This is a genomic window from Nannocystis sp. (assembly GCF_016714285.1).
Lineage (GTDB): Bacteria > Myxococcota_A > Polyangia > Nannocystales > Nannocystaceae > Nannocystis.
Map to the genome: position 1 here is coordinate 263,406 of NZ_JADJNN010000035.1, position 21,782 is coordinate 285,187.

A 21,782-nucleotide genomic window follows, 5' to 3' on the forward strand; every position below is an offset into this window, starting at 1 on the left:
ACCACGGCTGGGATCTACCGGTGAGCGTTCTCGAGAACCTGCCGCTCGGGGATGCGCCGAGCCAGGCCCACGCCGCCAACCAATTGTTGGGTGGCGGCGTCGCGGGCGAGTATCTCGGGGTCGCCGCGATCGATCCCGTCGGCGGCCTGCTCGCCCTCCTATCAGCGCCCGTGATCTACATCAGCGTGGTCGTCAGCTGGCTTATCCCCGTCGTTCTGGCGCTGATGGCCGGGCGCTTCTTCTGTGGCTGGATGTGCCCCTTTGGCAGCCTCGCCCGCGGAATCGCGGGGATCCTCGATCGACTTCCTTGGCGGATCCCGAGCTTTGTGCCGCCGCGTCTGCGGGTTGTGCGATTCGTTCTCCTCGGCCTCGCCCTGACGGCTGGAGCGATCGGCTCCCAGTGGCTGCTCTACCTCCTGCTCCCGCACCTCCTCCTCCAGCAATCTGCCTACGCGGTGTGGCTGATGGGCGGCGGCGGGGCTGCGCTCGGGGCGTTGCTCGGACTGCTCGGCGTCGGCGTCTTCTTCGGCCCCACAGTCTACTGTGCCACTGTCTGCCCAACCGGGGCCGCACTCTCGCTCGCAGGACGCCGCCGCGTGGTTCGCCTCGAGATCATCGACAAGCCGGCATGCGGGGCGCACTGTGACCTCTGCGACCGGGCATGCTGGCTCTTCCTTCACCCCTCGGAGGGCGAGCCCGGGCCCGATTGCGACAACTGTGCCCGGTGCGTGGAGGTCTGCCCCCGAGATAATCTCCGGGTTGTCGCCCGCCCGCCGTGGACGAAACGCAAGGCGTCCCTGGTCCCCCTGGTCCCCCTGATCGTCGGCGTGTGGCTCGCTAGCACCAACCTCGTCGTGGCCGCGCCCGCCGACGACCACAAACCCGCGTTGCTCCTCGACGCCCGCCGTGAGGTCGGCGCTACCAATATTGCGATCTCGATCGTCGACCTCACCGGCGTCCGACTCGAGGCCGACGACCCGCGCCAGCTCGACGGACTCGAGGTGTCCGTTTATGTCGTCCGTGGCCCGCGGGGTGAGCCCGACGAGCGGGGACGTCTCCCGGCCCGGGAGTACTACCAGGGTCCGCTGAGGCTGCGCATGGTAGGGACGGACGGGTTGGACCATGAGCTGGCCTTCGAATCGCCGCAGTACCCCCATTCGACCCCGAATCGCTCCATCTACCGCGAGCATGTCAAAGTTGTCCTGCGACCGGGAGATGCGGTGATCCTTGCACCGATCGACGGCTGGTTCTCCGAGACCCAACGCTGGGAGATCCCCGCCCCGAACGCGGGTCGTGAGGGCCTGCGCATGCTCGCATTCATGGGCGTGGGCGTTCTCCTCTTCGGCGGTGTGACGGCCCTCGCGCTTGGGCTGCGCCCGCGTGAGCCGGGGGCGGCACGAGGGCGCATCGCCGGGCGATGAACTTGTCGACGCTCATTTCGGTATAGACGGCTTCGCAGCCCCACTGCTGGCCAAGCCGATGACCCTCGGCAGCTCGCCGCCCGCGACGCCGGCACTCGCGCTCGAAGGTCCTCATCCTCCGATGAGGACCATCGCCTTCTCGGGGCCGCCCTGGCCATCGACCTGAAACTCGTGCCCGGGCCGTTTATGCCCGAGGATCGTCCGTATGCGCGACGCCAGCGCGTCGGGGTCGTGAGGCCGCAGGGCCGAGCGTAGATCGCCCGTGTCGTCGCGCGCGAGACAATTGTGCAGCTGGCCGGTCGCCGAGATGCGGAGACGATTGCAGCTGGCGCAGAAATTCTCGGTCATCGCGGCGATCACCCCGAGGCGCTGGCCAGCGAAGCGGCCGTCAGCGACACGCCAGTAGCTCGCGGGCCCGAGGCCCCGCAGGCCCTCGCCGGCGTCGGACACCAGCGCGGCGCCGACGTGGTCCGCGACCGCCCGACGCAGCTCGCTGGCGGGCAGCAGCTCGCCGGGCACGTACAGGCGGCCGCCCGACATCGGCATGAGCTCGATGAAGCGGGGCACGTGCCCGCGCGCCCAGGCCCAGGTGGCGAGCGCGCCGATCTCGTCGTCGTTGAAGCCGCGCACCGCCACGGTGTTGAGCTTGATGCCGAGAAAGCCCGCGGCGGTGGCGGCCTCGAGGCCCGCGAGCACCTGCGATAGCTCGCCCCGGCGGGTGATCTCCCGGAAGCGTGTCGGGTCGAGGCTGTCGATGCTTACGGTCAGACCCGTGAGGCCGGCCGCGTGCAGCGGCGCCGCGAGCTCGACCAGCCGCACGCCGTTGGTGGTCATCACCACCTGCAACTTGCGATCGGTGTCACCACCGACTGAGATCTGCGAGAGCTCGGTGACCAGCTCGACGAGGCCCTGGCGCACCGTCGGCTCGCCGCCGGTCAGGCGCACCCGCTCGACGCCCCAGGCCGCGAAGGCCCGCACGACCAGCACGACCTCCGCGAGGGTCAGCAGTTCGCGCCGCGCCACCTGCTCCACCCCCGCCTCCGGCATGCAGTAGGTGCAGCGGAAGTTGCAGTGGTCGGTCAGCGACACCCGCAGGTACTTCACCGCGCGCGCCTGCGGGTCCACCAGCGGCGGACCAGACGGAGGCACGGGCGCGGGCGCGGGCCGCAGACGACGAAGCGGGATGAGAGTCATGACAGCGCGAACCAGCGCGGGACCCCAAGGTTACCAAAAGGACGCTTGACTGTCCCGACCATCACGCGGCCGCCCCCAACGGCGTTGCGTGCGGAAGCGCAGTCGAGCTTGGCGCCCTGGCCGGCCACTGGCTTCAGCTCTGGGACCCAAGGCCGACGGTGTCACGCAGCCTCGCGCGCCAGCGGCCGGCGCCGCGCCCAACAGCTCCGCACTGTTCGATCGGGTCGACCTCGGGCAACAGCCCAATGCCGCGCCCAACAGCTCGGCGATGCGCCAGCGCGGCGAACAGTTCGACGCACCGTCCGATTGGCTTGACCTCGGGCAACAGCCGTGTCACCCGGTATTAGAAAATGGCAATGCATCATCATGCTACTGGTGTGATGCGGTGGGGCGGGAAATAGCCGTCCGCCTCCTCTGGATGGCAAGACGGGAGTGTGCGGATCAAGCGTGATGCGCGGCAGCGGTCAGGGTCCCGTCGCTGAGTATCCGTGCCCGCAAACCACCGCGGCAGTGGTCTTTGAGAAACTCCTCGGCCCCCGGGCCCACTGCCTCGTCCATCCAGTAACAGGGCCGACATTCCTCGCTACCCTCGAATTCCACCCCCTGAAAACGGAAACGTCGGCCAATCCAAGCGGACAAATCGACCCCGCGGACGATCAGATTTCGGCGGAAGATCGAACCCGCCAACTCCGGCTTCTGGAAATGGTCGCGCACCGCCTGGATGGCAGCCGCATCGAAAAATGTCACCTGCCCTTTGAAATCCTCCTTGTGCCCGAAGTAGCGGTCGCCGCGCAGGCCCATCCCCGCCACGCACTCGACCACCGGCACCGACTCGCTGCCGTGATCACCCCGCGCTCCGCCGTGATGGCCACGGAAATCATGCCCGGGCGAAATCCAGATTTCCTCCAACTCAGCCCGCCACTCGGGGATGTCGTCGGTGGGTTTGCCAGTATCCGCGGAGGTATTGTCCGGCCCGACCCAGCCCGTGCTGCCGTCGGCGTAATGCTCGCGTTTCCATACAGGAAGCTCGTATTTCAGGCGCTCCATGATGGCCCGTGCGGCGTCGAAGGCTGCGGCGCGATGCGAAGAGGCCACGCCCACCCACACGGCGGACTCGCCAATCTCCAGCAGCCCGGTGCGATGAATCGCTACGGCAGCCACGATGTCATGCTTCCGCGCCTCTTCATCGAGAATGCGTCGGCCCATTTTCAACGCCAGTGCGGGGTAGGCCTGGTATTCCAGCCTCTCGACCACATGCCCGTCATTGCGGTTCCTCACGCGGCCGTCAAACGTCACCTCCGCACCGGCAGCGGGATCATGCAACTGCTCCGCCAGCGAAACGATGTCGATGGGTTGATCGGTCAGGGAAAAATGGAGGAGCATGGGCATCGCAGATTTCAGATTTCAGATTTCAGATCTTTCCCCATCTCACCCGCCTGACATGGGCGGGAGGAAGGCGATTTGGTCGCCGTTGGTGAGCGGGTGGTCCCAGCCAACCATCTCGTCGTTGACGGCGACACGCAAGTCGGTGTGCGCGCTGCCAAGCCGGTGCTCCGCCGCCAAGGTTTCGTAGAGGTCCCTCGCGGTGGTGGTGGCGCTGGCGATGGTCTCGTCGGCCAGGCCGCGGCGTTCGGACAGCAGGCCGAAGTAGTGGATTTGATAGGTATTCATGGGGAGTTCGCGGTTTGCCAGTCGTCGGGGGTGTTGGCATTGTCGAGAGCACGCGGAACCAGCGGGTCTAGCAGGCGGCATTCGTTGCGGATCAGCACCTTGCGCGGGCAGCGGAATTCCGTGTTGCGGAGCAGCGGCAGCGCGGCGGACGCATAGAGCGCACACAGCGGCTCGGGTAATCCGTCGAACTCACTGCGATACGACAAAAAGAGTTCGTCCGGGTGCTTGGAAGCGACCAGGTGGCTGAGGGTGGCTGCATCAAGGCGCGGAAGATCACAGGCCAGGACCAGCCAATCCGCACCGGGATGAAGACTCATGGCGGCGACTATACCCACCAGCGGGCCACCGGTGGAGTCAATGGGATCGCGGATGATCGCCAGATCCGGGAGATCGGAGAAGCCGACGGGAATCTCCTGATCGTGGCGCAATGAGAGCACGACATCCACGCATCCGGCCCCGGCTAACAGATCGTAAGTGCGCCGGGCCAGCGAGCGACCATCCGGGTGGATCAGCGCCGCCTTGTCCGTGCCCATGCGGGTGCTGCGCCCGCCGGCGAGGACGAGCCCATACAGCGGTTGGGAGGGGGCGGTCATTGCGCGAAATGGTAGTCGCCGGACTTGCCTCCGGTTTTGGACACTAGGTGAAGATTCTGGATGCGGATGGCTTTGTTCATGGCCTTGCACATGTCGTAAACGGTCAGGGCGGCGACCGAGGCACCGGTCATGGCCTCCATTTCCACGCCGGTTTTGGCGGTGGTGGCGACCTCGCAGCGAATCAGCACGCCGGTATCGTCCGGAGTGATTTCAAATCCGCAGTGTTCGACGGGCAACGGGTGGCAAAACGGGATGAATTCGCTGGTTTTCTTCACCGCCATGGTGCCTGCGATGATGGCGGTTTGGAATACCGGACCTTTGGGGCCCTGGAGATCATGGTTTGAGAATCGCGCGAGGATTTCGGCTCCGAGTTCCACCCGGACAGCGGCTACCGCGCATCGCTTGTTAGCCTGCTTGCCGGAAACGTCTACCATCGTCGGAAGACCGTCGCGGACATGGGTGAAATCCTGGTTTTCGGGTTCTGTCATGGGTGGTTAGGTCCAAGGGGTGAATGGCAGTGACGATGGTCCCACGGGACCGGGAGGGACGGTGACAAAGCCACTGCTTTTGAGCAAGCCAATGAAGTCCCCGCTGTTGCCGGTGGGTGCGGGCCGTGCGCAGTCACCAACCCCCAACGCGACCGGAAGGTGGTGGGTCATGCCGGGAAGGCTGCGGACTGGCTCGGCGAGCGTCACAAGCCGGGGCGGCGGCAGTGGCATGCCCATGGACACGGCGAGCACGGGAAGCACCAAGGCATGCAGGCCGGTTAGGGCGGACACAGGGTTACCCGGCAGCGCCACGACGATTTGTCCAGACGGACCCAACCAGCAACCCGCCGGCTTTCCAGGGCGCTGGGCGATGCCATGAAAGAGCTTTTCACAACCGAGAGAATCCAATAAATCCGGCACGAAGTCGTGCGCCCCCTTGGAGACCGCGCCGGTCAGCAAAAGCCAATCGTGATCCGCCAGAAAGGTCCGCACCAGTTGGCGCTGCTCCGGGGCATCGCTGATCGTTCCCGTTTTCGCGGGTGGAATTCCCGAACGCCGGAGGGCACAAGCGATCGCGTGGGCATTCGATTGGCGGATCTGGTGGGGGGCCGGTGTTTCATCGACTTGAATCAATTCATCGCCGGTGGCGAGCACGGCGACTCTAGGCAGCCGCGAAACCTCGATCCATGCGGCACCGCAGGAGGCGGCGATTCCTATTTCACGGCAACCGAGGCGAACTCCCCCCGCCAACAGCCGGTCCCCGGCGCGGGCGTCCGACCCAGCCCAGTGGATAAACCGTCCGGCCTGAGGCTCAAAGGAATCGTCCACCATGATCTCCTCGCCGCTGCGCACCACATCCTCCACCGGAACGATGCAATCCGCTCCAACGGGCATGGGAGCGCCAGTCATTATTTCCAAACACGAGCGGGTTCTCTCCGGCAGACAGGCCGTTGCCCGCCCGGCCGGTGCGCTGCCGCTGATCAGGAAACGGCGCCCCTGCGCGAAATCGGAGGCCCGCAGCGCGAATCCATCCATCATCACCCGGTCAAAGGGCGGAGAATCCCGGTCGGCGCTGATCTCCTGCCGCAGCACCCGACCGGCCGCATCTTCTATTCGGACGCGCTCGGTGGCCAGCACGCTGGTGTGCTTCAGCAGCAAATCAAATGCTTCGCGAAACGGGATCATTTTGGGAACGGTTGAATAGGGAGAACGCAAGGATGGGAAGGCGTTGGCAGCACCGCCTGAAGCATCGCTCCTTCCGCTGCGGGCACGGCTGCCTTTCGACGATCGATCCAAGTGTATAACACCGGATCGAGGAACAACACAACCAGCAATCCGACGGCCAGCCCGCCGATGGCTGCAGTGAGTTTGGCCGCTCACCTTGCCCCCGCCACCGCGAAGCTGGCCACCCAATCCTCATATGGTGATCTGTCACCGCCAGGCCTCGTCGGCGCTGCGCTGCGGATCCTGACCGGCGCCAACATGTCCGGGCGGGGACCGAGACACGACCCACAGTGCCGACGTCGATTATGCCGAATTGCTGCCGAGCTTGTTTCAGCTCGCGGCCGGTTCCTTCTTTATCGAGCTGGCCCATGAGCCAGATCGCGAGCGAGTGCTCAGACTCGTCCGCGAGTGCGTGCGCCCCGGCCAGCGCGTCTTCGTCGGCGTCATCGACCCCCTCGGTCCCCGCGTCGAGACACCCGAGGAGGTCCGCGACCGGGTGCTGGAGGCGGCCCGTTTCATCCCCCCTGGACCAGCTCGGCACCACCGACGATTGTGGGTTTGCGCCGTTTAGCGACGACCGCTCGACCAGCCGCTCGACCGCCTTCGCCAAGATCCGGGCGCGCGTCATCGGCACCGAGATGGCCGCATAGGCGCTGGGGCTGCCGTGAGCAGCCAGGACTCTGCAGACCGCGTGCGGGAGTCCGCGCTGCAGACCGCGAGCAGCATCCTCTCGCTGCAGCGCCGGGTCGACGAGGAGATTCGCGCCCTCAACAAGGCGCTGCAGCAACGCAGCGAGGAGCTGGCGACGGCCAACATCGAGCTGCAGCGCCAGACGGAGACGGCTCACGCGCAAGCCCGCGCGTTCGCGGAGAAGATCGGCCTCGCGCTCCAGCGGTCGCCCGCGGATCCTGCCCGGCGTTGACAGCTCGCGCCCCGGTGAAGCCGGGACCTGCCGCGAGCACGAATGAGATGGAGGTGCAGTGGCTCTCGACCTTGCTCACTGGGCCACCGGCGAGCACCTGACTGCCTCCGGGCGCGCTCGGGGAGGCTGACCTCGGGCGGCTCGCCGGAGCGCTTGTGGTGGGCCAGGCGGTCCGCGAGCTGCTCGTCGACGGCGAAGCCCAGGCTGAAGAGTGAGCGCAGGCGGTCGGGGTTGGCGTCCTTGGCCCGCGCGGCCGCGTCGGTGCGGCGGGCAGCCTCGCGGGCGACCTCCAGGGCGGCCCACTGAGCCGTGCGAGGGGTCAGGCGGGCGAAACGGCGCCGTGGGGCTGCCCGCCCTCGACGACTTCAAGCAGTTCGACGCCCCGATGCCGCTCCGTGAGCTCGTGATCGTCGACCCGGCGAGTCCCTGCGTCGGCATGAGCGTCGCGGCCGTGCTCGCCGAGGCGAACCTCGCGCTCGGCAGTTGCGCCGCGCAGCTCCCCGCAGGCGCGCTCAGCGACTGCGCCGCGATGATCAACGAGTCCTTCGTCGACGGTGAGGCCGCGGCGAGGCGCTCTGCAGCGATCGCCTGGCGCCCCCCGAGTCCCGGCCTCGGACGCCGACGCCGACGCCGTGCGAGCCCGACAAGTGCGAGCTATGCGTGGGAGACAGCGAACTGCCCGACGGCTGCGACCAGGCGGGCTGTGAAGAGGGTGACGTGGCCTGCGACAACGGCATCTGTCCAGACGGCCTGTACTGCGCGACCGGATGCTGTCTGCCGAGCCCCGGCTGACCCGCTCGCCAGCGCCGCCATATCGTCGGCGTCACACCGACGACTCCGCTCGCCCGTTCGGCGAGGGTCCGCGCTCACCTGCGCGGCTCAGGTCCTCGCTGAAAGGGACCCGTTCAGGAAAAGCACCGGGACTGCTCCTGGGAGCACTGGTCCAATTTTCAGGGTTGATTTCTCGTGCGACCTCTTCCTTATGGACCGCGGAGGTGCGCATGAGCGACAGCGACCGGGGCGACGGGCCAAAGAAGTGCCTCGGGGGTCGTTATGACCTACTGGACCGCGTCGGCATCGGCGGCGGGGCTGTGGTCGTGCGGGCGCGCGACCGGCAGATCCACCGGCTCGTCGCGGTCAAGCTGCTGCGCTCGCAGGACGCGGACCTCCGGTGCCGCTTCGCCCGCGAGTCCATGGTGCTCGCCGGCATGGATCATCCCGCGATTGTGCGGGTCCTGGCCCACGACAGCGACGGGGATGAACCCTACACCGTCCTCGAGCTGATCGAGGGCCCGGACCTCGGCGAGCATCTGGCCGGGTCCGGTCCGCTGCCGTGGCGGCAGGTGCTGCAGATCGGCATCCAAATCGCCGACGCCCTGGACGCCGCCCACCGCCAGGGCCTGGTTCACCGGGACGTGAAGCCGGCGAACATCATGTTCGCCGACGCCGACGATCGCCTGCACGTGAAGTTGATCGACTTCGGGATCGTCCGGGTCTCCGAAGTTTATCGGCTCCCGACCGGGGCGGTGCGACCCCGGCCGACCGGCATGGGCAAGGCGCTGGGCACCCCGGGCTACCTGCCGCTGGAGGCCGGCCTCGTCGAGCCGAATCCCAGCTTCGACGTGTTCGGACTCGGCGCTACGCTGTACCAACTGCTGACTGGGGCCCTGCCCGAGGAGCCCCTCCAGTCGCTGCGCGAGGCGCATCCTGGTTGTGACGCGCCGGACGACCTGGAGCGCGTCCTGATCGCCGCGCTGGCGCTCGAGCCCGAGGACCGCACACGAACCGCGGCCGAGCTGGGGCGCGCGCTCGAGGCAGTGCTCGCGGCGCACCCGGAGCGCGGCACGCCCTCGACGCGGATCGATGGCCGCTATGAGCTGATCGGGCTGGCGGGCACCGGCGCCAAGGCGGACGCGCACCTCGCGGTGCACCGCGGCGCCGGCCACGACGTCGTTCTGAAGTTCCTTCGGTCCAAAGACCCCGACGACATCCTCCGCTTCACGCGCGAGGCGATGCTGCTCCAGACCTTCGACCATCCGGCGCTGCCGCGCTTCTACGACCACGCACCGGAGGCCAGCCCGCCGTACATCGCCATGGCGCACGCGCCGGGCCGCCCTGCGGCGCGGCTGTGCTCACCGCCTCGCCTGCGGCCCGCCGAGGTGGCCGCGGTCGGGGTGAAGCTCGCCGATGTGCTCGCCGTGGTGCACGCGCGGGGCGTCCTGCACCGCGACATCAACGCGAACAACGTGCTCATCGATAGCTGCGGCGCGGTGACCTTGCTCGACTTCGGTGCCGCAGAGCTCGACGAAAGTTTTTACGACGTGCCCGCCGGCGAGCGGCGGTATCTGACGCCCCCCGAGGCGCGCGTGGTCATCCCGCACGGCGGCATTGGTACGCTGGCTTGGTCGGCCCCGGAGGTACGTGAGGGCCGGGGCTGGACCGACAAGAGCGACATCTACTCGATGGGCCACCTGCTGTTTCGCCTGCTGACCGGCAAGGTGCCGGTCAAGGGCGCGGACCCGCCGACCTCGCCGCAGGTCCACGCAAGCGCGTGCCCCGAGGACCTCGCGGCGGCGGTCATGAGCGCGTTGCAGGTCAACCCACACCACCGCCCGAGCGCGGACCAGCTCGCCCAGACGCTGCGGGAAGCGCTGGAGAGCGAGGAGGAGGCCCTCGCCCGCGCCGTCGTGGTGGCGCTGCCCGCCGGGCGCCCCGCACTTCGCCTGGTGCCCGCAGGGCCGCAGGTCCGGGCCGGCTGGACGGAGCACCCGCTCCCCGAGGCGACCTCCGATCCCAACCCGCAGGTCCTGGTCGATCCGCCGTCCTTGCCGCTGGCAGCCGTGGACGCCGTGACCGGGCAAGCCCCCTCGCCGGCCCACCCTCGTCGACCACGACCCGCGGTCCTTGCACTCGCCGCCGTTGCGATGACCGTGCTCGCCGGGTCCGGGTGGTGGATGCATGTCGCCGAGCGCCCCCTCACCGAGCCCCCGATGACACCGACGCTGGCCCGGTCAGGGCCGCCTGCACCTGGGCCGAACTCGACGCCCGCCCTCGACGCGTCGCCCCCCAAGGTCATCGCGCCGACGCCCGTGGCGAGCGCCGCCGACCAACTCGCTGCTGCAACCTCGGCGCTGAACGGCTGCGCGCGCATGGCTCACCGCGAGATCCTCGTCGAACTCGCGACCGCGGCAGGCGAACCTCGCTTCACCGCGATCGACATCGTCGGCGACGACGCGGAGGGAACCGCGTGCGTCCGCCGCGAGCTCGAGCGCATCCGCTTCCCCCCGCCCGCCAGCGGTGGCACCCTCGTCAAGGAGTACCGGCCATGATCGCATCGCCCGCGCTGCACCTCCTCGCCGCCCTGGCGATCGCCACGTCATCGCCGGCCGATCCCTCGACCTGCGCCGCGGACGACCTGCAGTGCTCCGCGCCCGCCTTCGCGGCTGCAGCCCGGCGCGCCACGTCCGACGCTCAAAGGGTGCAATACCTGTACTTCGCGCACCGGGCTTATCTGGCCCTGTCCGACAAGCCGCCGAAAGGTCGCGTCGCATCCCGCGATCTGTGCCAGGCCCACCGGCTCCTCGAGCAGGCGCTCGCGCTCCCCGAGACGCCGCTGCGAGGCCGCATCGTCGACTCCGAGCGGGAGACGTTGGCCAGGCTCACCACCAAGAAGGTCCAGTGCAAGGCGCCGAAGTCCGGCATCAAGGACAGGCCGCTCGTCGCGGCCGCAGCTCCGCCGGTCGAGCTGAGATCCGACGCCGCCACGGATGAGCCCTCGACGATCGCGGCCGGGATCGCGGCCCAGCCGCAAACGGACGACGACATCGTGGTCGCTGCATCCAAACTCCCGGACCTGGATAGCTGGCAGCCAACGACGATCCAGCCCGAGCCGGACGCGGACCTGATGCCCGTGGCGGCGCGCCACGTGAAAACCGAACGCCCCGCGAGTGCTCCTAGCCACGGGCGAGGACTCGTGCTCGCGGGCGGGGTCACGCTCGGCGTCGGGGTCGCCCTCACCACGGCAGCCGGCTTCATGGGCCGCCGCATGGTCGACACACGCCGCGAGATCGTCGCCCTCGGCAACAGCGTCGACGGCTACGCGACGACCGACCAGAACACCCAGGACGACGACCTGCGTGGTGACTACCGGGCGACCCAGACCCGGACCCTCGCACTGGCCCTCGCGGGCGGCGCGACCGTCCTCGTGGCCGTGATCCTCACCAGCATCGGCGGGCGCAGGATGGCCCGCGCCGCCTCGCGCACCGCGCTCGTCCCGGCCCCCGGCGGTCTTGTGTTCCACACACGTTTCTAACCTCCCGGGAGCCCCCTATGAACCCCCGTATCCGCTTGCTGTCGTCCATCCTGCCCCTCGGATTCCTCACCGGCTGCCCGCCGCTGCCGCCGGAGCTCGTGACCTGCGAGGAAGCCGACGCGTGCGACACCACCGGCCTCGCCGCCACCAGCGGCGACTGGACACCCACGACGAGCGACGGTGTTCAGACGGTCACGGGCGACAGCCCCGACCCCGACGCCAGCTCCGGCTCCACGGCCCCGGCGGAGGAGACCGGCGACGAGCCCGGCGGCACCACCGATGAGCCCGTGCTGCCGCCGCAGATCGTCGACGGGGTCGTCATCCCCGACTACATCGACGACAACGGCCTGCTGAGCGTCGAGGTCACGGCCGTGAACACCGAGGGCGTATCGATGCTCCTCGACGACGGCGAGCTGATCGAGCTGACGCCGATCCGCCCGGGCCAGTTTCTCGGGCACATTCCAGCATTTACGGGCCTCGACAATGACAAGCACACGGCCATTCTGACGCCCTGGCGCAACATCCTTGTGGGCGAGTCCGTGAACGCCGACTACGTGATCGCCCTGCCGAAGCCCGGCAGCCAGACCCACTGGAAGCCCGACGGACCCGAGGGCAAGGTGGCGGCCATCGCCGTGCTCCCGGACGGGCGCCCCGTCGAGCTCGGCACCTTCCAAGAAATGGGCGCGCCGCGCTGCTACCTGCGCCTCCGCAACAAGCAGGGGATTCAAGAGAAGGCGATGGACTTTGTCCCCCTGCTGGGGTCGGCGCACTGCCGCGCGATCGACCTGAAGATTGACCGCGACACCGGCCGCCTCAATGTCCTTGTGGAGCGCAAGATCGGCGACGACCCGGTGTGGTGGGCTGGCGAGATCTCCGCGTGGGGCAAGGGCCTGAAGAACATCGGCGTCGGCGCGGTGGGCGACACGGCGCTCGCCCTGGCGGCCCGGCCCGACGTCGTCGCGGTCTGCGGCACGCGCACAGTGGCGACGATCGACAAGCTCGATGCGCTCGCGGTGCTACTGCGCCACGGCGAGCCCGCGCAGGTGCGGGTCTTCGACTACCAGGCGAAGGGCAAAGACCCGCACTGGTTTGCGGAGAGCGCGAATGACTGCACTTTCGCGGGAGACACGCTCGTGCTTGTCGGCGCGGCGTGGGGCGAGCACGACGCGGATCCCAAAAAAGTACGGGACCGCCTCATGATCATCGAGTCCGACCTCGCTGCTGTCGCTGACGATGCGACGTGGGCCGTGGCCGGGCTCGACCAGGGTGTCCAGACCCGGGCCCTCGCGCTCGACCTCGACGATCAGGGCCGCTACCTCCTCGCCGGCTACACTTGCTTTGATACCTGCGAACCAGTCGGCGAGGTCCGGGTCTATGCGCCCGGCGGCAAGCTCGTCACGCACAACTCGCTCGGCCCACTCGGATCGGCCTCGTTCGGCCCACACGGCATCGCGTGGAGCCCCGCCGGCTACGCCGTCGTCGCCATGGGCGGGCAGGACAACCAAACGGTCGTCTTCAAGGTCCAGGCAGTGATCCCTGGCGTCGCCTTGCCACCCTGGACCTTCATCCCGAACGACAAGAAAGGGCCCCAGATGGCGCTCGCAGTGGCGGTCGGGCCCTACGGGGAGGTCTACGCCGGGGGCATCGGCGCCGCCGACCAGGCCGCGTTCGCCCGCGTCGGCAGCTGAGAGAGCCCGGGCTCACCCCGGCGGCGGCGTGAAGCCGGCGCACGCGGTCTCGACGAGGCTCGCGGCCTTGGCGAACGCCGGTCCATAGTCGGGGGCCAGAGAATCCTCAAGGTGGTGGTACGGGAACATCTTGGCCAACGTGCCGATCCGGTCGTAGGGCTCCCACTGGCTCTCGGTATTCAAGATGCTGAACATCACCACCGACTTGTCGTCACCGTGCTTGGCATCGATCACGGTCTGGGCCCACTCGGCCGGCGTCCCTTCCGAGCCATAATCTCCGACCGTGGCGATGAACGTCACCATCAACAGCGCGTCCTTGCGGAGAAAGCCGTTGTTACAGCCGCCCGGGTCGTTGATGTTCGACTGCATCGCCGCCGTGAGCGCTTGGCCCAGCAAGCCGTAGCCGCTGGCTCCGACCGTGGCGATGCACTTGAAGGTCTCCTCAAGGTCGCTCTGCCCCTTCACGAGGTAGCGGCGGCCGCCGTCGATCGGGCACGGTTTGTTAGGTGCGGAGTAGCCGGCGGGAAATACCGTGCCCGCCCCCCAGGCCCAGTCACACGCGGTCACGAGGTCAAGGTCCTGGCACGGATAATTTGGAACACCGCAGCACGGCATACCCTGTAAATCCGCGTTGCCCCACTTGCAACAGGGCTCGCCGACCTTGCAGGCGAGATTTGGGCAGACGGAGTTGCACGAAAGGCTGCCCCAGCCCGTGTCGTTGTTATTATCCTCACCATCGCCGTCCACCACCATGATGTGATAGTCAAAGTCGGCGATTTCGCCTGGATCGTATCGATGAACTGAGGGAACGCCGCCGCGAGCTGCGCCTGCCGATACTGCATGTTCCCATTTCGCGCGATCATAAAAAGGAAGTCGATCTTCCCCTTGCACCCGACCGGCGAGTCGTTGCCGAAGTCGGGTATATCCCCGAGGTCTCCGACAGGCCCGGATGTCGAGCCCGCGCTCCCGCTGGCTGAGCCGCTGTCCTCGCCCGTGCTCGTCCCCGAGCTCCCCGAGCTCCCCGAGCCGGATGAGCCGCTTCCAGTCGACACCGCGGGCGCAGTCGTGACGTCCGGCATCGAACCGAACCCGGTGTGGCCGGGCGGCGCCTGGCAGGCGCCGACCAGCAAGAGCGCCAGGATGAAGCGGGTGCCCACGTCCGCACCGTAGCGCAGATTCGCCCCAGGATCCACGGGCCGGGCCTCACGGCGGGCCGCGCGGCTTCCTCCCGGGCCAACTGCTCGACCGGGCGCACCGTCAACCTCCCGCGCCCAGGGCCCAGCGGCGATGGTGCAGGCGTCGGACCAGGGGGCTGAGCTTCGCCAGGATCAGCAGGGCCGCGCGCGAGGCACGGTCGCTCGGCAGATGCGGGAGAAATCCACGGTGGTGAAGCTCGGCGACGAGGTCGACCCAATTTCCCGTGATCGGAAGAGCCCCGCGCTTGTGTGCCTGGCGAATGGCACCCCAGAGCTCGACCGCGGTCGCTGTTCCCGTCAGCCGTGGGGGGATCGCCGTTTCGACGGCCGTGAAATGGCGCTGGAGCTCTTCGGCCGAGGCATCGGGCGCGAGCGCGAACCGAGGCATCGGCTGCTCGGCGGGCTCGGCGGGCTCGGCGGCAGGCTCCGGGGGTTCGGGCCCGCGCGTGTCGGCCGCGTCGGCCGACGACGGAGGGGCCGCTTGGCTGGCGAGCACCGGGGGCGGAGGATGGCCCTCGCCGGCCTGGACGACGGTCGGGGTGGCAGGCAGCCCGGCCGACCCGGCCGACCCGGCCGACCCGACGTCGGGTCGCGTGGTTGGCCAGGGAGTGGCGTGGGCAAGCCAGGCTCCGGCGTCAAAATCGGGCAACGCACGCATCTCGAGCTTCACCGCGGACTCGAGGTGGCCGGCGGTGTGCGCCAGGATGACGGCGGTCGATGCGTCCGGACACGAGAGCAGTAACTCTTGCGCCCCGATCCGCGCACGCGCGAGCAGCGGGCGCCAGGCCGTGAACTCCCAGGATCGCCGCTTCCCCTCGGCCTGCACCCAGAGGGACGGCGCACAACGCGGCGTGCGCTCCAGCGAATCGAGCGCCGCGGGGAGGTGGTCCGGGTTGATGCGGACGACCCACAGATTGTTGAGCGTGCCATCGCGTGCGATGAAAAAGAACGCCGCGAGATCCTCGCGCAGCAGCTCGAAACGCAGCTCCACGTCGCCAGCGAGCCGTCTGCCGCGTCCGCATGCAATCGGGCCCATGGTTCGTCAGGATGCCGCGGGCCGCCGAACGGCCCCTCGACGCGGACGATGCGCTCCGCCGTCTCTTCCAGGTCCTCACGCCACCTCATGCTCACGTGCTCGCGGCCCCAGCCCTCCGGCCATTCGATGGATAGCTCCCATGTATCGCCGGTCACCCACTCGAGCACGAGGCGCTCACCGCCCGGGCGCTCGAGGATATGGCGGCACCGATCATCCGGCGCCCACGTCTCTTCCCAGCTGCGCTCGGCCTGCTGCTGAGCGACCCAGCCCGCTACAAGTGCCTCTCTGCACCTGCTCGCCAGCCAGCATCCGCGAGCGCAGCCTCGATCGCATCAACGTCCATAGTCATCGCTTCACCGACGGACGACGCCGGTGGGGGAGGTGGGTACCAGTGCCGTCTCGGCGGGCGCCAGCGCCAACGTCACGGGCCGGCTCGATCCAGCCTCCAGGCGAAGGAGGGCCTCACCGACCGTGACGTTCTCGTCGCTCGTCACCAGGAACGCCACGAGGATCTCGCCGACGTTGCAGAGACCCTCCTCGGCCACGGCGATCGCGTTCTTGAGCAGATGGAGGACGCCTCGATGGAGGCGTCTGAACTTCTTGTCAGGGTTCCTGAGCGTTTCGGGGCGTGGATGTCGATCTTGTAGAGGCGTCCTTCGATGCGTAGATATAGCCGTGACTTCCGCCCGCCGAGCGCCACCCATTCGACGTTGGTGATGTCGAGGTCGGGTCTGGCCAGGAGGGCGTGAATCTCCCCCCTGGTGTCGGCGGCAGAGATTTCGGTCGAGCTATAAGACGGGCGCTTTCGGATCGCGGTTTTGGCTGAGGATGTCATCTCAATGTCCGACAATCGCCGGCCTCGCGGCGAAGGTCAATCGCGCGATGGACGCACGCGGACGGCCCGACGAGCTGATGGGCGGGGCCGCGATGGGCGAGGCCGTCCAGGTCGGTGATGCGCTCGTGGATCAGGCCGGTGCGACCGAGCCTCGCGCGCGAGGATATGCGGCAAGATCCGCGCCGCGCCAAATGGAACATGACCTCAGGGACAGATCGAGCGGCGCCCTGAAACGTCATGCGGCGCGTGGGGCATCCCGTCTGGGCCGCCGCGACGAAACCGGATGCCTGGCGCTGAGCATCGCGTTACGCGGGCCGGCGTGAACCGTGATGCGGCCCGCCGAGGATGGCGTATCCGGGCGCCGGGATGAAGCGTGATCCTTGGGGCCCGGCATCGCGGGTCGCCGTGGCGGGCTGCAGCGACAGACTCGGCGTGTGGGGTGGCGGAACATGAAGCGCGAAACGAGGCGTGCAGTTTACCTTTCCCTGGCGGCAAGCTCGCGGTACGATCGCGGCGATGGATGAAGCCAGGGGCCCAAGTGGCGGATGAGTGCCTCGCGGGATGGGGTACGCTGCGGGCATCGATGGGGTCGTGAGGCGGTACCGTGCGTACGTCGATGCCCGCCGAGATTTGGCGCTCAAATGGCGCCCCGACCCGACACAATCTGCGGCCCTGGTGGGTGAGCGGGCGGTCCATCCTGGTGGCCACTTCTCCCTCGAGGTCGGTGCCTCCGGCCTGGGCCGACTTGTGCACCTGTGGCCTGGCTGGGGCCGTCGCACAATTGGCACCGGCAGTCCAGACCAACTGCGTTCGGATGCGCTCCGCATGCTCCGCGCCGGGGGGCCCTTCGGCGGGCCCACGACCGCGCGGACAGGCGAGCGCATCGTTCAACTCACGGGGCTCCACGGTGGGGTGCGCCGACCGCTCTCGGATGGGAGCGAGGTTCGCTTGCACCACCTGGAGGAGACGTCCCTGCGCGTGCGAATCTGGCCCGACGGAAATCGCACACGAGCCAGCGACGGGTGCCCCGGAGGATGACGGCAAGATGATCGAGGACGACGCCGAGCACATCCTCTCCTCGGCTCGACGCAAACGCCCTGGATCTTCGCAGATTTGCATCCGCTCATTGGTGCACTGCGCGCCTCCCTATCATTTGTTGCTCTGCCCACTCAGGCAGAGCTGATCGTCGCGATCGCCGTGCAGAGCCTTGGATACGGGCACATGGTCGGGAGTTGAGGCGATATCCGGGCCCTCGATTACGTGCCCTGGCTCGAAGACCTACGGCCGGCCTGGCCCGCGAGAAAGCAAAGGCCGCGGCGGAGAAAGCCGCGAGGGAGTCCGCGCCGTCGGCGAAAGCCCCGGGAGGCGTCCGCAGCGGCGTCGACGAAGGCCGCAGCGCCGCCCCGGCGGCCGATCGGGAGAGACCCCCGCGAGGAAGCGACCGCGGACAAGCCAGGGCCCGAAGCGAAGCCCGCTGCGACGATACCGGAGGTACGCCCGGCCGGCGCGAGCGACGTGTACGTCTCGGCCGGCGCTCGCAGAAGCCGTGACCCGGCACCTCGCTAACGTGGCCCCGGCGTTGCCCTCGGGCGTGCTCGGGGCAGCATTCGCGGTCGAGCTACTTCGCGCCCTCGAGGCCGCTGTGCTCAGCGACCAACCCACCTGACCGGCAAGACGATCGAGCTCTTCGCCCGCCTGCACAAGAAGGGCTTTCTCTCGTCGATTCCGGCGGACCAGGCCGGTCGGCCGCCCTTAAACTGCTCGCCGACCGCACGCCGCTCGTCCGCCGGCTCCACTACCGCCGCTGGTGCTTTGCGTTCGGCGACATTCACGAGCCTGCGTCCGTGCCGCGCGGGCGGCTCGGCGTGATCGCGGCCGAGTGAGCTTGCTCCCGGAAGCCGGCGCTCAGGGGCCGAAGGCGCCGAGTCGTCCCAGCCGCGTTCGCCGCGCGTCCACCGTCTCGCAGCTCGAGACCACCGCACGCGGGCGTCGGGCGCGGGGTCGCAAGCGTGCGGCAGCGGGGACACGCCCGCGGCCGGGCCGCGGCCGAACCAGGCGCGCGGTTTGCGTACGATGGCCGACCGCGGCTGATCGGCTGACCAAACTTGCCGCGGCCGAGGTGCGGAACCGCTGAACGGGCGCTCATTCTCGGTCGCATAAAATGGTGCGATTTTGGTTTGTCAGCCGCAGACGGACACCGCCGTCTTTGCCTGCCGTATTCGGCAACGTGACGATGCTGGAGCTCCCAGACGATTCGCAGGCCGATCTTGAGCGAGCTTCACTCCAACATTCCGCGCTGAAATGCGCAACGAGTCCACCTTTTCGTCTCCCAGGTTGCCCTTCGTTATGACCTCGGTTTGCCCTTCGTTATGACCTCGGTTTGCCCTCGTGATGACCTCGGTTGCCCTCGTGATGACCTCGGTTGCCCTCGTGATGACCCTCGGTTGCCTCGTGATGACCTCGGTTGACCCTTGGTCGCCCCTGGCCGTCTTCCCGAATCATCGTCCGGCACCTGGCGTGGCTCACGATCCGCCTGCTGTGCCGTCATGGCTGCGGATTGGCGGACCGCCTGCTCGTGCTGGACGGGACCTTGCATCGGCGATGATGACGGTCCTCGGCGGCCAGCTCCTCAGGGCGCACCTGGACGTGCAGTGGCGTGTGATCTCCAGATCGGCACCCGGGCGCGGCTACGAGCCCGGCCTGCCGGGACAACCCAAAGTGGCCGTCGCCGCCTTCGGCCATCGCCGGCCTCTTGCCGCGAATCCCGGGCTGGCCCGCGCGAGCGTCAGCCCGCACGCCTCGGAAACTTCTTGCCCGCGTGGTCCGCATCTGTGAACGTGCGGCTGTGAGCGGATCCAGCAGCAGCGCCGACGACGACGCGAAGAGGCCTGACCAGCACCCCGTCGCGCCCGTGGCTCACGACCTCGACCTGCTCGACTTGCCCGAGGACGGCGCCGGGCGGTGGTTGTGACCGACCCCGACCAGCCGGAGGGCACGGACCTCGGCCAGGTGCTTCGCGCGCATCCCTTTTGCGCGATCGTGATAGCGTCCGCCCATGCAATCGCAACGACGAGCACGGGTGATCTCCCGCGGATGGGTGCAGGCGGTGCTGCTTGTGGCCCTGTTCGGCCTCGGTGCTCGGCTTCATCGCCTCGCACCTACCAGGCTGAGCCGCCGATCCTGAGCGCGTGACTCCGCCCACCGGCGAGTCTCGCTTCACCGGCGAGGATTGAACCGTCCGGGTCGGCAGGGAGGTGTTCCTGCGCAATGGCATCATGCACATTGGTTTGATTTCGCCACGGCGCCTACCTCGGCCCCGACTTCACCGCCGATTACCTCCACCAGCGGGGCCCTTCGATGTCGAAGCAGCATGCTAGCGGCGGACGCCCACCGGCTCACGGTCGCCGACTTTCACCAATCGCTACGATGCGAGCACTGCACCTTCGCGGAATACTCGGCATTGACCATGCCCGTCGCCAGCTCGAGCGCACTATCACCAATTCTCGCTTTGACCTGGCAGGCAGTGGCTGCGGCCGGTGCGATCGCTGACCCGGAGGGACACCCGGTGCCTGGACTGCGTACTTCTGCCTGAGGCGCGGACGGCGACCGCCGCCGGCCCGGCCAGCAAATTCACTCGTACACCATTGACGGCTGCCCTGGAGGCGCAGTCGACAACGGCCCGACGGCCGACATCATTGTCTGAGCGTTCTGCTGGTCGCCCTGCTGGCCGGGATCGGCGCCGCTGGCCGCGTTTGGCAGCTGGGACTGGCTCGGATATTGGCACGGCCGCGAGAGCGCTGCAAGCCGTCCTTTCAGGCGCCTGACAGCGGTCGCCCTGACCCTCGCAGAAGGCCACCGCCGGGTTCTTCTTCATCATGGCAACGATGTTCCTGCTCCAGGCCGTGTGCTCGCACCCTGACCCAGCATTACCGCACCGAGCTCGGCGGGCAGCTTAGATCCGCGTCGATCATCTGCTGCCTTACAATGTCGCCCGCACCTGGCACGTCCAGCTCCCAATCTTCTGGGTCGTGACTCCGTTCCCTGGTCATGGCATCTTCCTGGCGCTGATGATCGCCGCCCAGCCGCGCGAGCCGCGCGGCCAGCACGCGCTCACCTACCTGCGCTCGGCGCCCTCGCGTGGTCGTCGGCGGCAGCCTGCCTGGCGAGCCGGGCCGGGATCCACGGTGGTTCGGCGACCTGTATTGTGGTCTGGCATGCAAGGCTTCGAGCACCTCGACCTTTCGGCCGCTTCTGGCAGGTCCTGCTGACCGGCGGGATGTTCTTCTGTCGCCATCCTGTGGCGCACCATGCGTCAGCGGCTCGCCGTCGAGCACCATGCCGGCCCATGCGCCGTGGTTCTTCTTCGCCGTCTTGGCTCCATGGCCCGGTACGTTACCGTCGGCCTGCTGGCTCACCCGCGCGCCAGCTTCGTCGCGTCGCCGACTTCGCGCTTCATCGTCGGCGAACTTGTGGGTCGAGGACTTCGAGCTGTTCACCACGGTGATGGTTTCGCCAGCATGTTCGTCCTGCTCGGCGTGGTCCGCGAGCGCATCGCGCTGACCGTCATCTTCGTCGACATTGTGTTGCACAGCGCCGGCGGCGTGATTTGGCACCGCGCACCACCTGTACTTCAACGGCGAGCCGGTTGAGGTGCTCGCGCTCGGCGCCTTCTTCTCGGCCCTGGAGGTCATCCTGCTGACGCTGCTGACCGCCGAGGCGGAGCTTTTGCAACCTGGCGCCCAGCAGGAGGCCCGCTCGGACTTCCACCCCCTTCCCGCACGCAGTGGGGTGCCGGCGTTCCGGGTCGCCGTCGGCTTCGGGAACTTCGTCGGCGCCGGCATCTTCGGCTTCCTCGTCAACCTGCCGATCGTCTCCTACTACGAGATCGGCATCCGCGCTGACGCCAACCACGCCCACGCCGCCGCGATGATGGGCGTACGGCATGCTTGCGGTCGGCTTCATGCCAAACTTGCCTGCGCTACCTGGCGTGCCCGAGGCGCGCTGGTCCGACCGCATGGCGAAGATCAGCTGTGGTCGTTTCAACCTGGCCTGCGGGATGGCCTGGTCACTCCCTGCTGCCGCTCGGCATCCTTCAGCCTACCACTCGGTCAGCGCCGGTTATCATGCGGCCCGCGCTTCGAGTTTATCACCTCGATCTCTGATTTGCGGATCGAGGTCGTGCGGCTGCCCGGCGACCTGCTC

General features: G+C 68.2%; 17 protein-coding genes and 3 pseudogenes. 9 read left to right on the forward strand and 11 right to left on the reverse strand.

The window, feature by feature from the left end; genetic code table 11:
* Positions 1-20 precede the first annotated feature (20 nt).
* Positions 21-1,421 (forward strand): 4Fe-4S binding protein, encoded by a 1,401-nt coding sequence (locus IPJ59_RS33325; protein WP_293275314.1) that lies wholly within the window; start codon positions 21-23, stop codon positions 1,419-1,421.
* Between the two features lie 111 nt (positions 1,422-1,532).
* Here the strand turns inward: IPJ59_RS33325 and moaA are convergent, their stop codons facing one another.
* The 6 genes from moaA to IPJ59_RS33355 form a co-directional block, all read right to left on the reverse strand.
* Positions 1,533-2,546: a GTP 3',8-cyclase MoaA gene (gene moaA / locus IPJ59_RS33330; RefSeq protein WP_293275315.1), complete on the reverse strand. Its 1,014-nt coding sequence runs from the start codon at positions 2,544-2,546 to the stop codon at positions 1,533-1,535.
* Between the two features lie 510 nt (positions 2,547-3,056).
* Entirely contained in the window at positions 3,057-4,004 is a 948-nt protein-coding gene (locus IPJ59_RS33335; protein WP_293275317.1) for a molybdenum cofactor biosynthesis protein MoaE, read from the reverse strand.
* A 39-nt stretch (positions 4,005-4,043) separates the two neighbouring features.
* Positions 4,044-4,286 (reverse strand): MoaD/ThiS family protein, encoded by a 243-nt coding sequence (locus IPJ59_RS33340; RefSeq protein WP_293275318.1) that lies wholly within the window; start codon positions 4,284-4,286, stop codon positions 4,044-4,046.
* Entirely contained in the window at positions 4,283-4,879 is a 597-nt protein-coding gene (locus IPJ59_RS33345) for an NTP transferase domain-containing protein (protein ID WP_293275320.1), read from the reverse strand. Before IPJ59_RS33345 ends, IPJ59_RS33340 begins: the two co-directional genes overlap by 4 nt.
* The gene (gene moaC, locus IPJ59_RS33350) at positions 4,876-5,367 is read right to left on the reverse strand and encodes a cyclic pyranopterin monophosphate synthase MoaC (RefSeq protein ID WP_293275321.1); all 492 of its coding nucleotides are present in this window, start codon (positions 5,365-5,367) and stop codon (positions 4,876-4,878) included. Before moaC ends, IPJ59_RS33345 begins: the two co-directional genes overlap by 4 nt.
* 6 nt (positions 5,368-5,373) lie before the next feature.
* On the reverse strand, positions 5,374-6,552 hold the full coding sequence (locus IPJ59_RS33355; protein WP_293275323.1) for a molybdopterin molybdotransferase MoeA: 1,179 nt from the start codon (positions 6,550-6,552) through the stop codon (positions 5,374-5,376).
* Positions 6,553-6,847: 295 nt separating this feature from the next.
* On the opposite strand from IPJ59_RS33355, the pseudogene IPJ59_RS38420 reads away from it, so the two are divergent.
* Together IPJ59_RS38420 and IPJ59_RS33360 are read left to right on the forward strand one after the other, a co-directional pair.
* Positions 6,848-7,241 (forward strand): annotated as a pseudogene (locus tag IPJ59_RS38420) (5-methyltetrahydropteroyltriglutamate--homocysteine methyltransferase); the annotation flags it as partial.
* Positions 7,242-7,255: 14 nt separating this feature from the next.
* The gene (locus IPJ59_RS33360) at positions 7,256-7,513 is read left to right on the forward strand and encodes a hypothetical protein (protein ID WP_293275324.1); all 258 of its coding nucleotides are present in this window, start codon (positions 7,256-7,258) and stop codon (positions 7,511-7,513) included.
* Here IPJ59_RS33360 and brxE read toward each other — a convergent pair.
* A pseudogene (gene brxE / locus IPJ59_RS38425) lies at positions 7,435-7,842 on the reverse strand (BREX-6 system BrxE protein); the annotation flags it as partial. The gene IPJ59_RS33360 and the pseudogene brxE overlap by 79 nt on opposite strands.
* Before the next feature lie 672 nt (positions 7,843-8,514).
* Here brxE and IPJ59_RS33365 point away from each other — a divergent pair.
* The 3 genes from IPJ59_RS33365 to IPJ59_RS33375 are packed head-to-tail and all read left to right on the forward strand — an operon-like array spanning position 8,515 to position 13,513.
* The gene (locus IPJ59_RS33365; protein ID WP_293275326.1) at positions 8,515-10,842 is read left to right on the forward strand and encodes a protein kinase domain-containing protein; all 2,328 of its coding nucleotides are present in this window, start codon (positions 8,515-8,517) and stop codon (positions 10,840-10,842) included.
* Positions 10,839-11,825, forward strand: coding sequence for a hypothetical protein (locus tag IPJ59_RS33370; protein ID WP_293275328.1), 987 nt, complete (start codon positions 10,839-10,841; stop codon positions 11,823-11,825). Before IPJ59_RS33365 ends, IPJ59_RS33370 begins: the two co-directional genes overlap by 4 nt.
* Positions 11,826-11,842: 17 nt before the next feature.
* Positions 11,843-13,513, forward strand: a complete 1,671-nt coding sequence (locus IPJ59_RS33375; RefSeq protein WP_293275330.1) for a hypothetical protein — start codon at positions 11,843-11,845, stop codon at positions 13,511-13,513.
* 12 nt (positions 13,514-13,525) lie between these two features.
* Here IPJ59_RS33375 and IPJ59_RS33380 read toward each other — a convergent pair whose 3' ends face one another.
* From IPJ59_RS33380 to IPJ59_RS33390, 3 genes are all read right to left on the reverse strand, one after another.
* On the reverse strand, positions 13,526-14,404 hold the full coding sequence (locus IPJ59_RS33380) for a hypothetical protein (RefSeq protein WP_293275332.1): 879 nt from the start codon (positions 14,402-14,404) through the stop codon (positions 13,526-13,528).
* A gap of 366 nt (positions 14,405-14,770) precedes the next feature.
* Positions 14,771-15,700 carry a hypothetical protein gene (locus tag IPJ59_RS33385; protein WP_293275333.1) on the reverse strand — a complete coding sequence of 310 codons (930 nt, stop codon included), beginning with the start codon at positions 15,698-15,700 and terminating at the stop codon, positions 14,771-14,773.
* Between the two features lie 398 nt (positions 15,701-16,098).
* A complete protein-coding gene (locus IPJ59_RS33390) occupies positions 16,099-16,290 on the reverse strand; it encodes a hypothetical protein (RefSeq protein ID WP_293275335.1) in 192 nt (63 codons plus the stop codon).
* A 337-nt stretch (positions 16,291-16,627) separates the two neighbouring features.
* Here IPJ59_RS33390 and IPJ59_RS33395 point away from each other — a divergent pair, with 337 nt between their 5' ends.
* A complete protein-coding gene (locus IPJ59_RS33395) occupies positions 16,628-16,903 on the forward strand; it encodes a hypothetical protein (RefSeq protein WP_293275336.1) in 276 nt (91 codons plus the stop codon).
* Positions 16,904-19,425: 2,522 nt separating this feature from the next.
* Positions 19,426-19,551, forward strand: a complete 126-nt coding sequence (locus tag IPJ59_RS33400) for a hypothetical protein (protein WP_293275338.1) — start codon at positions 19,426-19,428, stop codon at positions 19,549-19,551.
* Between the two features lie 955 nt (positions 19,552-20,506).
* Here the strand turns inward: IPJ59_RS33400 and IPJ59_RS33405 are convergent.
* Positions 20,507-21,193: a hypothetical protein gene (locus IPJ59_RS33405; protein ID WP_293275340.1), complete on the reverse strand. Its 687-nt coding sequence runs from the start codon at positions 21,191-21,193 to the stop codon at positions 20,507-20,509.
* Between the two features lie 37 nt (positions 21,194-21,230).
* Here IPJ59_RS33405 and IPJ59_RS33410 point away from each other — a divergent pair.
* A pseudogene (locus IPJ59_RS33410) lies at positions 21,231-21,782 on the forward strand (nitric-oxide reductase large subunit); the annotation flags it as partial.

Coding starts and splice junctions, on each gene's coding strand:
- IPJ59_RS33365 (WP_293275326.1), top strand. CDS start 8,515: ATGAGCGACAGCGACCGGGGCGACGGGCCAAAGAAGTGCCTCGGGGGT.
- IPJ59_RS33355 (WP_293275323.1), bottom strand. CDS start 6,552: ATGATCCCGTTTCGCGAAGCATTTGATTTGCTGCTGAAGCACACCAGC.
- IPJ59_RS33345 (WP_293275320.1), bottom strand. CDS start 4,879: ATGACCGCCCCCTCCCAACCGCTGTATGGGCTCGTCCTCGCCGGCGGG.
- IPJ59_RS33370 (WP_293275328.1), top strand. CDS start 10,839: ATGATCGCATCGCCCGCGCTGCACCTCCTCGCCGCCCTGGCGATCGCC.
- IPJ59_RS33335 (WP_293275317.1), bottom strand. CDS start 4,004: ATGCCCATGCTCCTCCATTTTTCCCTGACCGATCAACCCATCGACATC.
- moaC (WP_293275321.1), bottom strand. CDS start 5,367: ATGACAGAACCCGAAAACCAGGATTTCACCCATGTCCGCGACGGTCTT.
- IPJ59_RS33340 (WP_293275318.1), bottom strand. CDS start 4,286: ATGAATACCTATCAAATCCACTACTTCGGCCTGCTGTCCGAACGCCGC.
- IPJ59_RS33375 (WP_293275330.1), top strand. CDS start 11,843: ATGAACCCCCGTATCCGCTTGCTGTCGTCCATCCTGCCCCTCGGATTC.
- IPJ59_RS33395 (WP_293275336.1), top strand. CDS start 16,628: ATGGACGCACGCGGACGGCCCGACGAGCTGATGGGCGGGGCCGCGATG.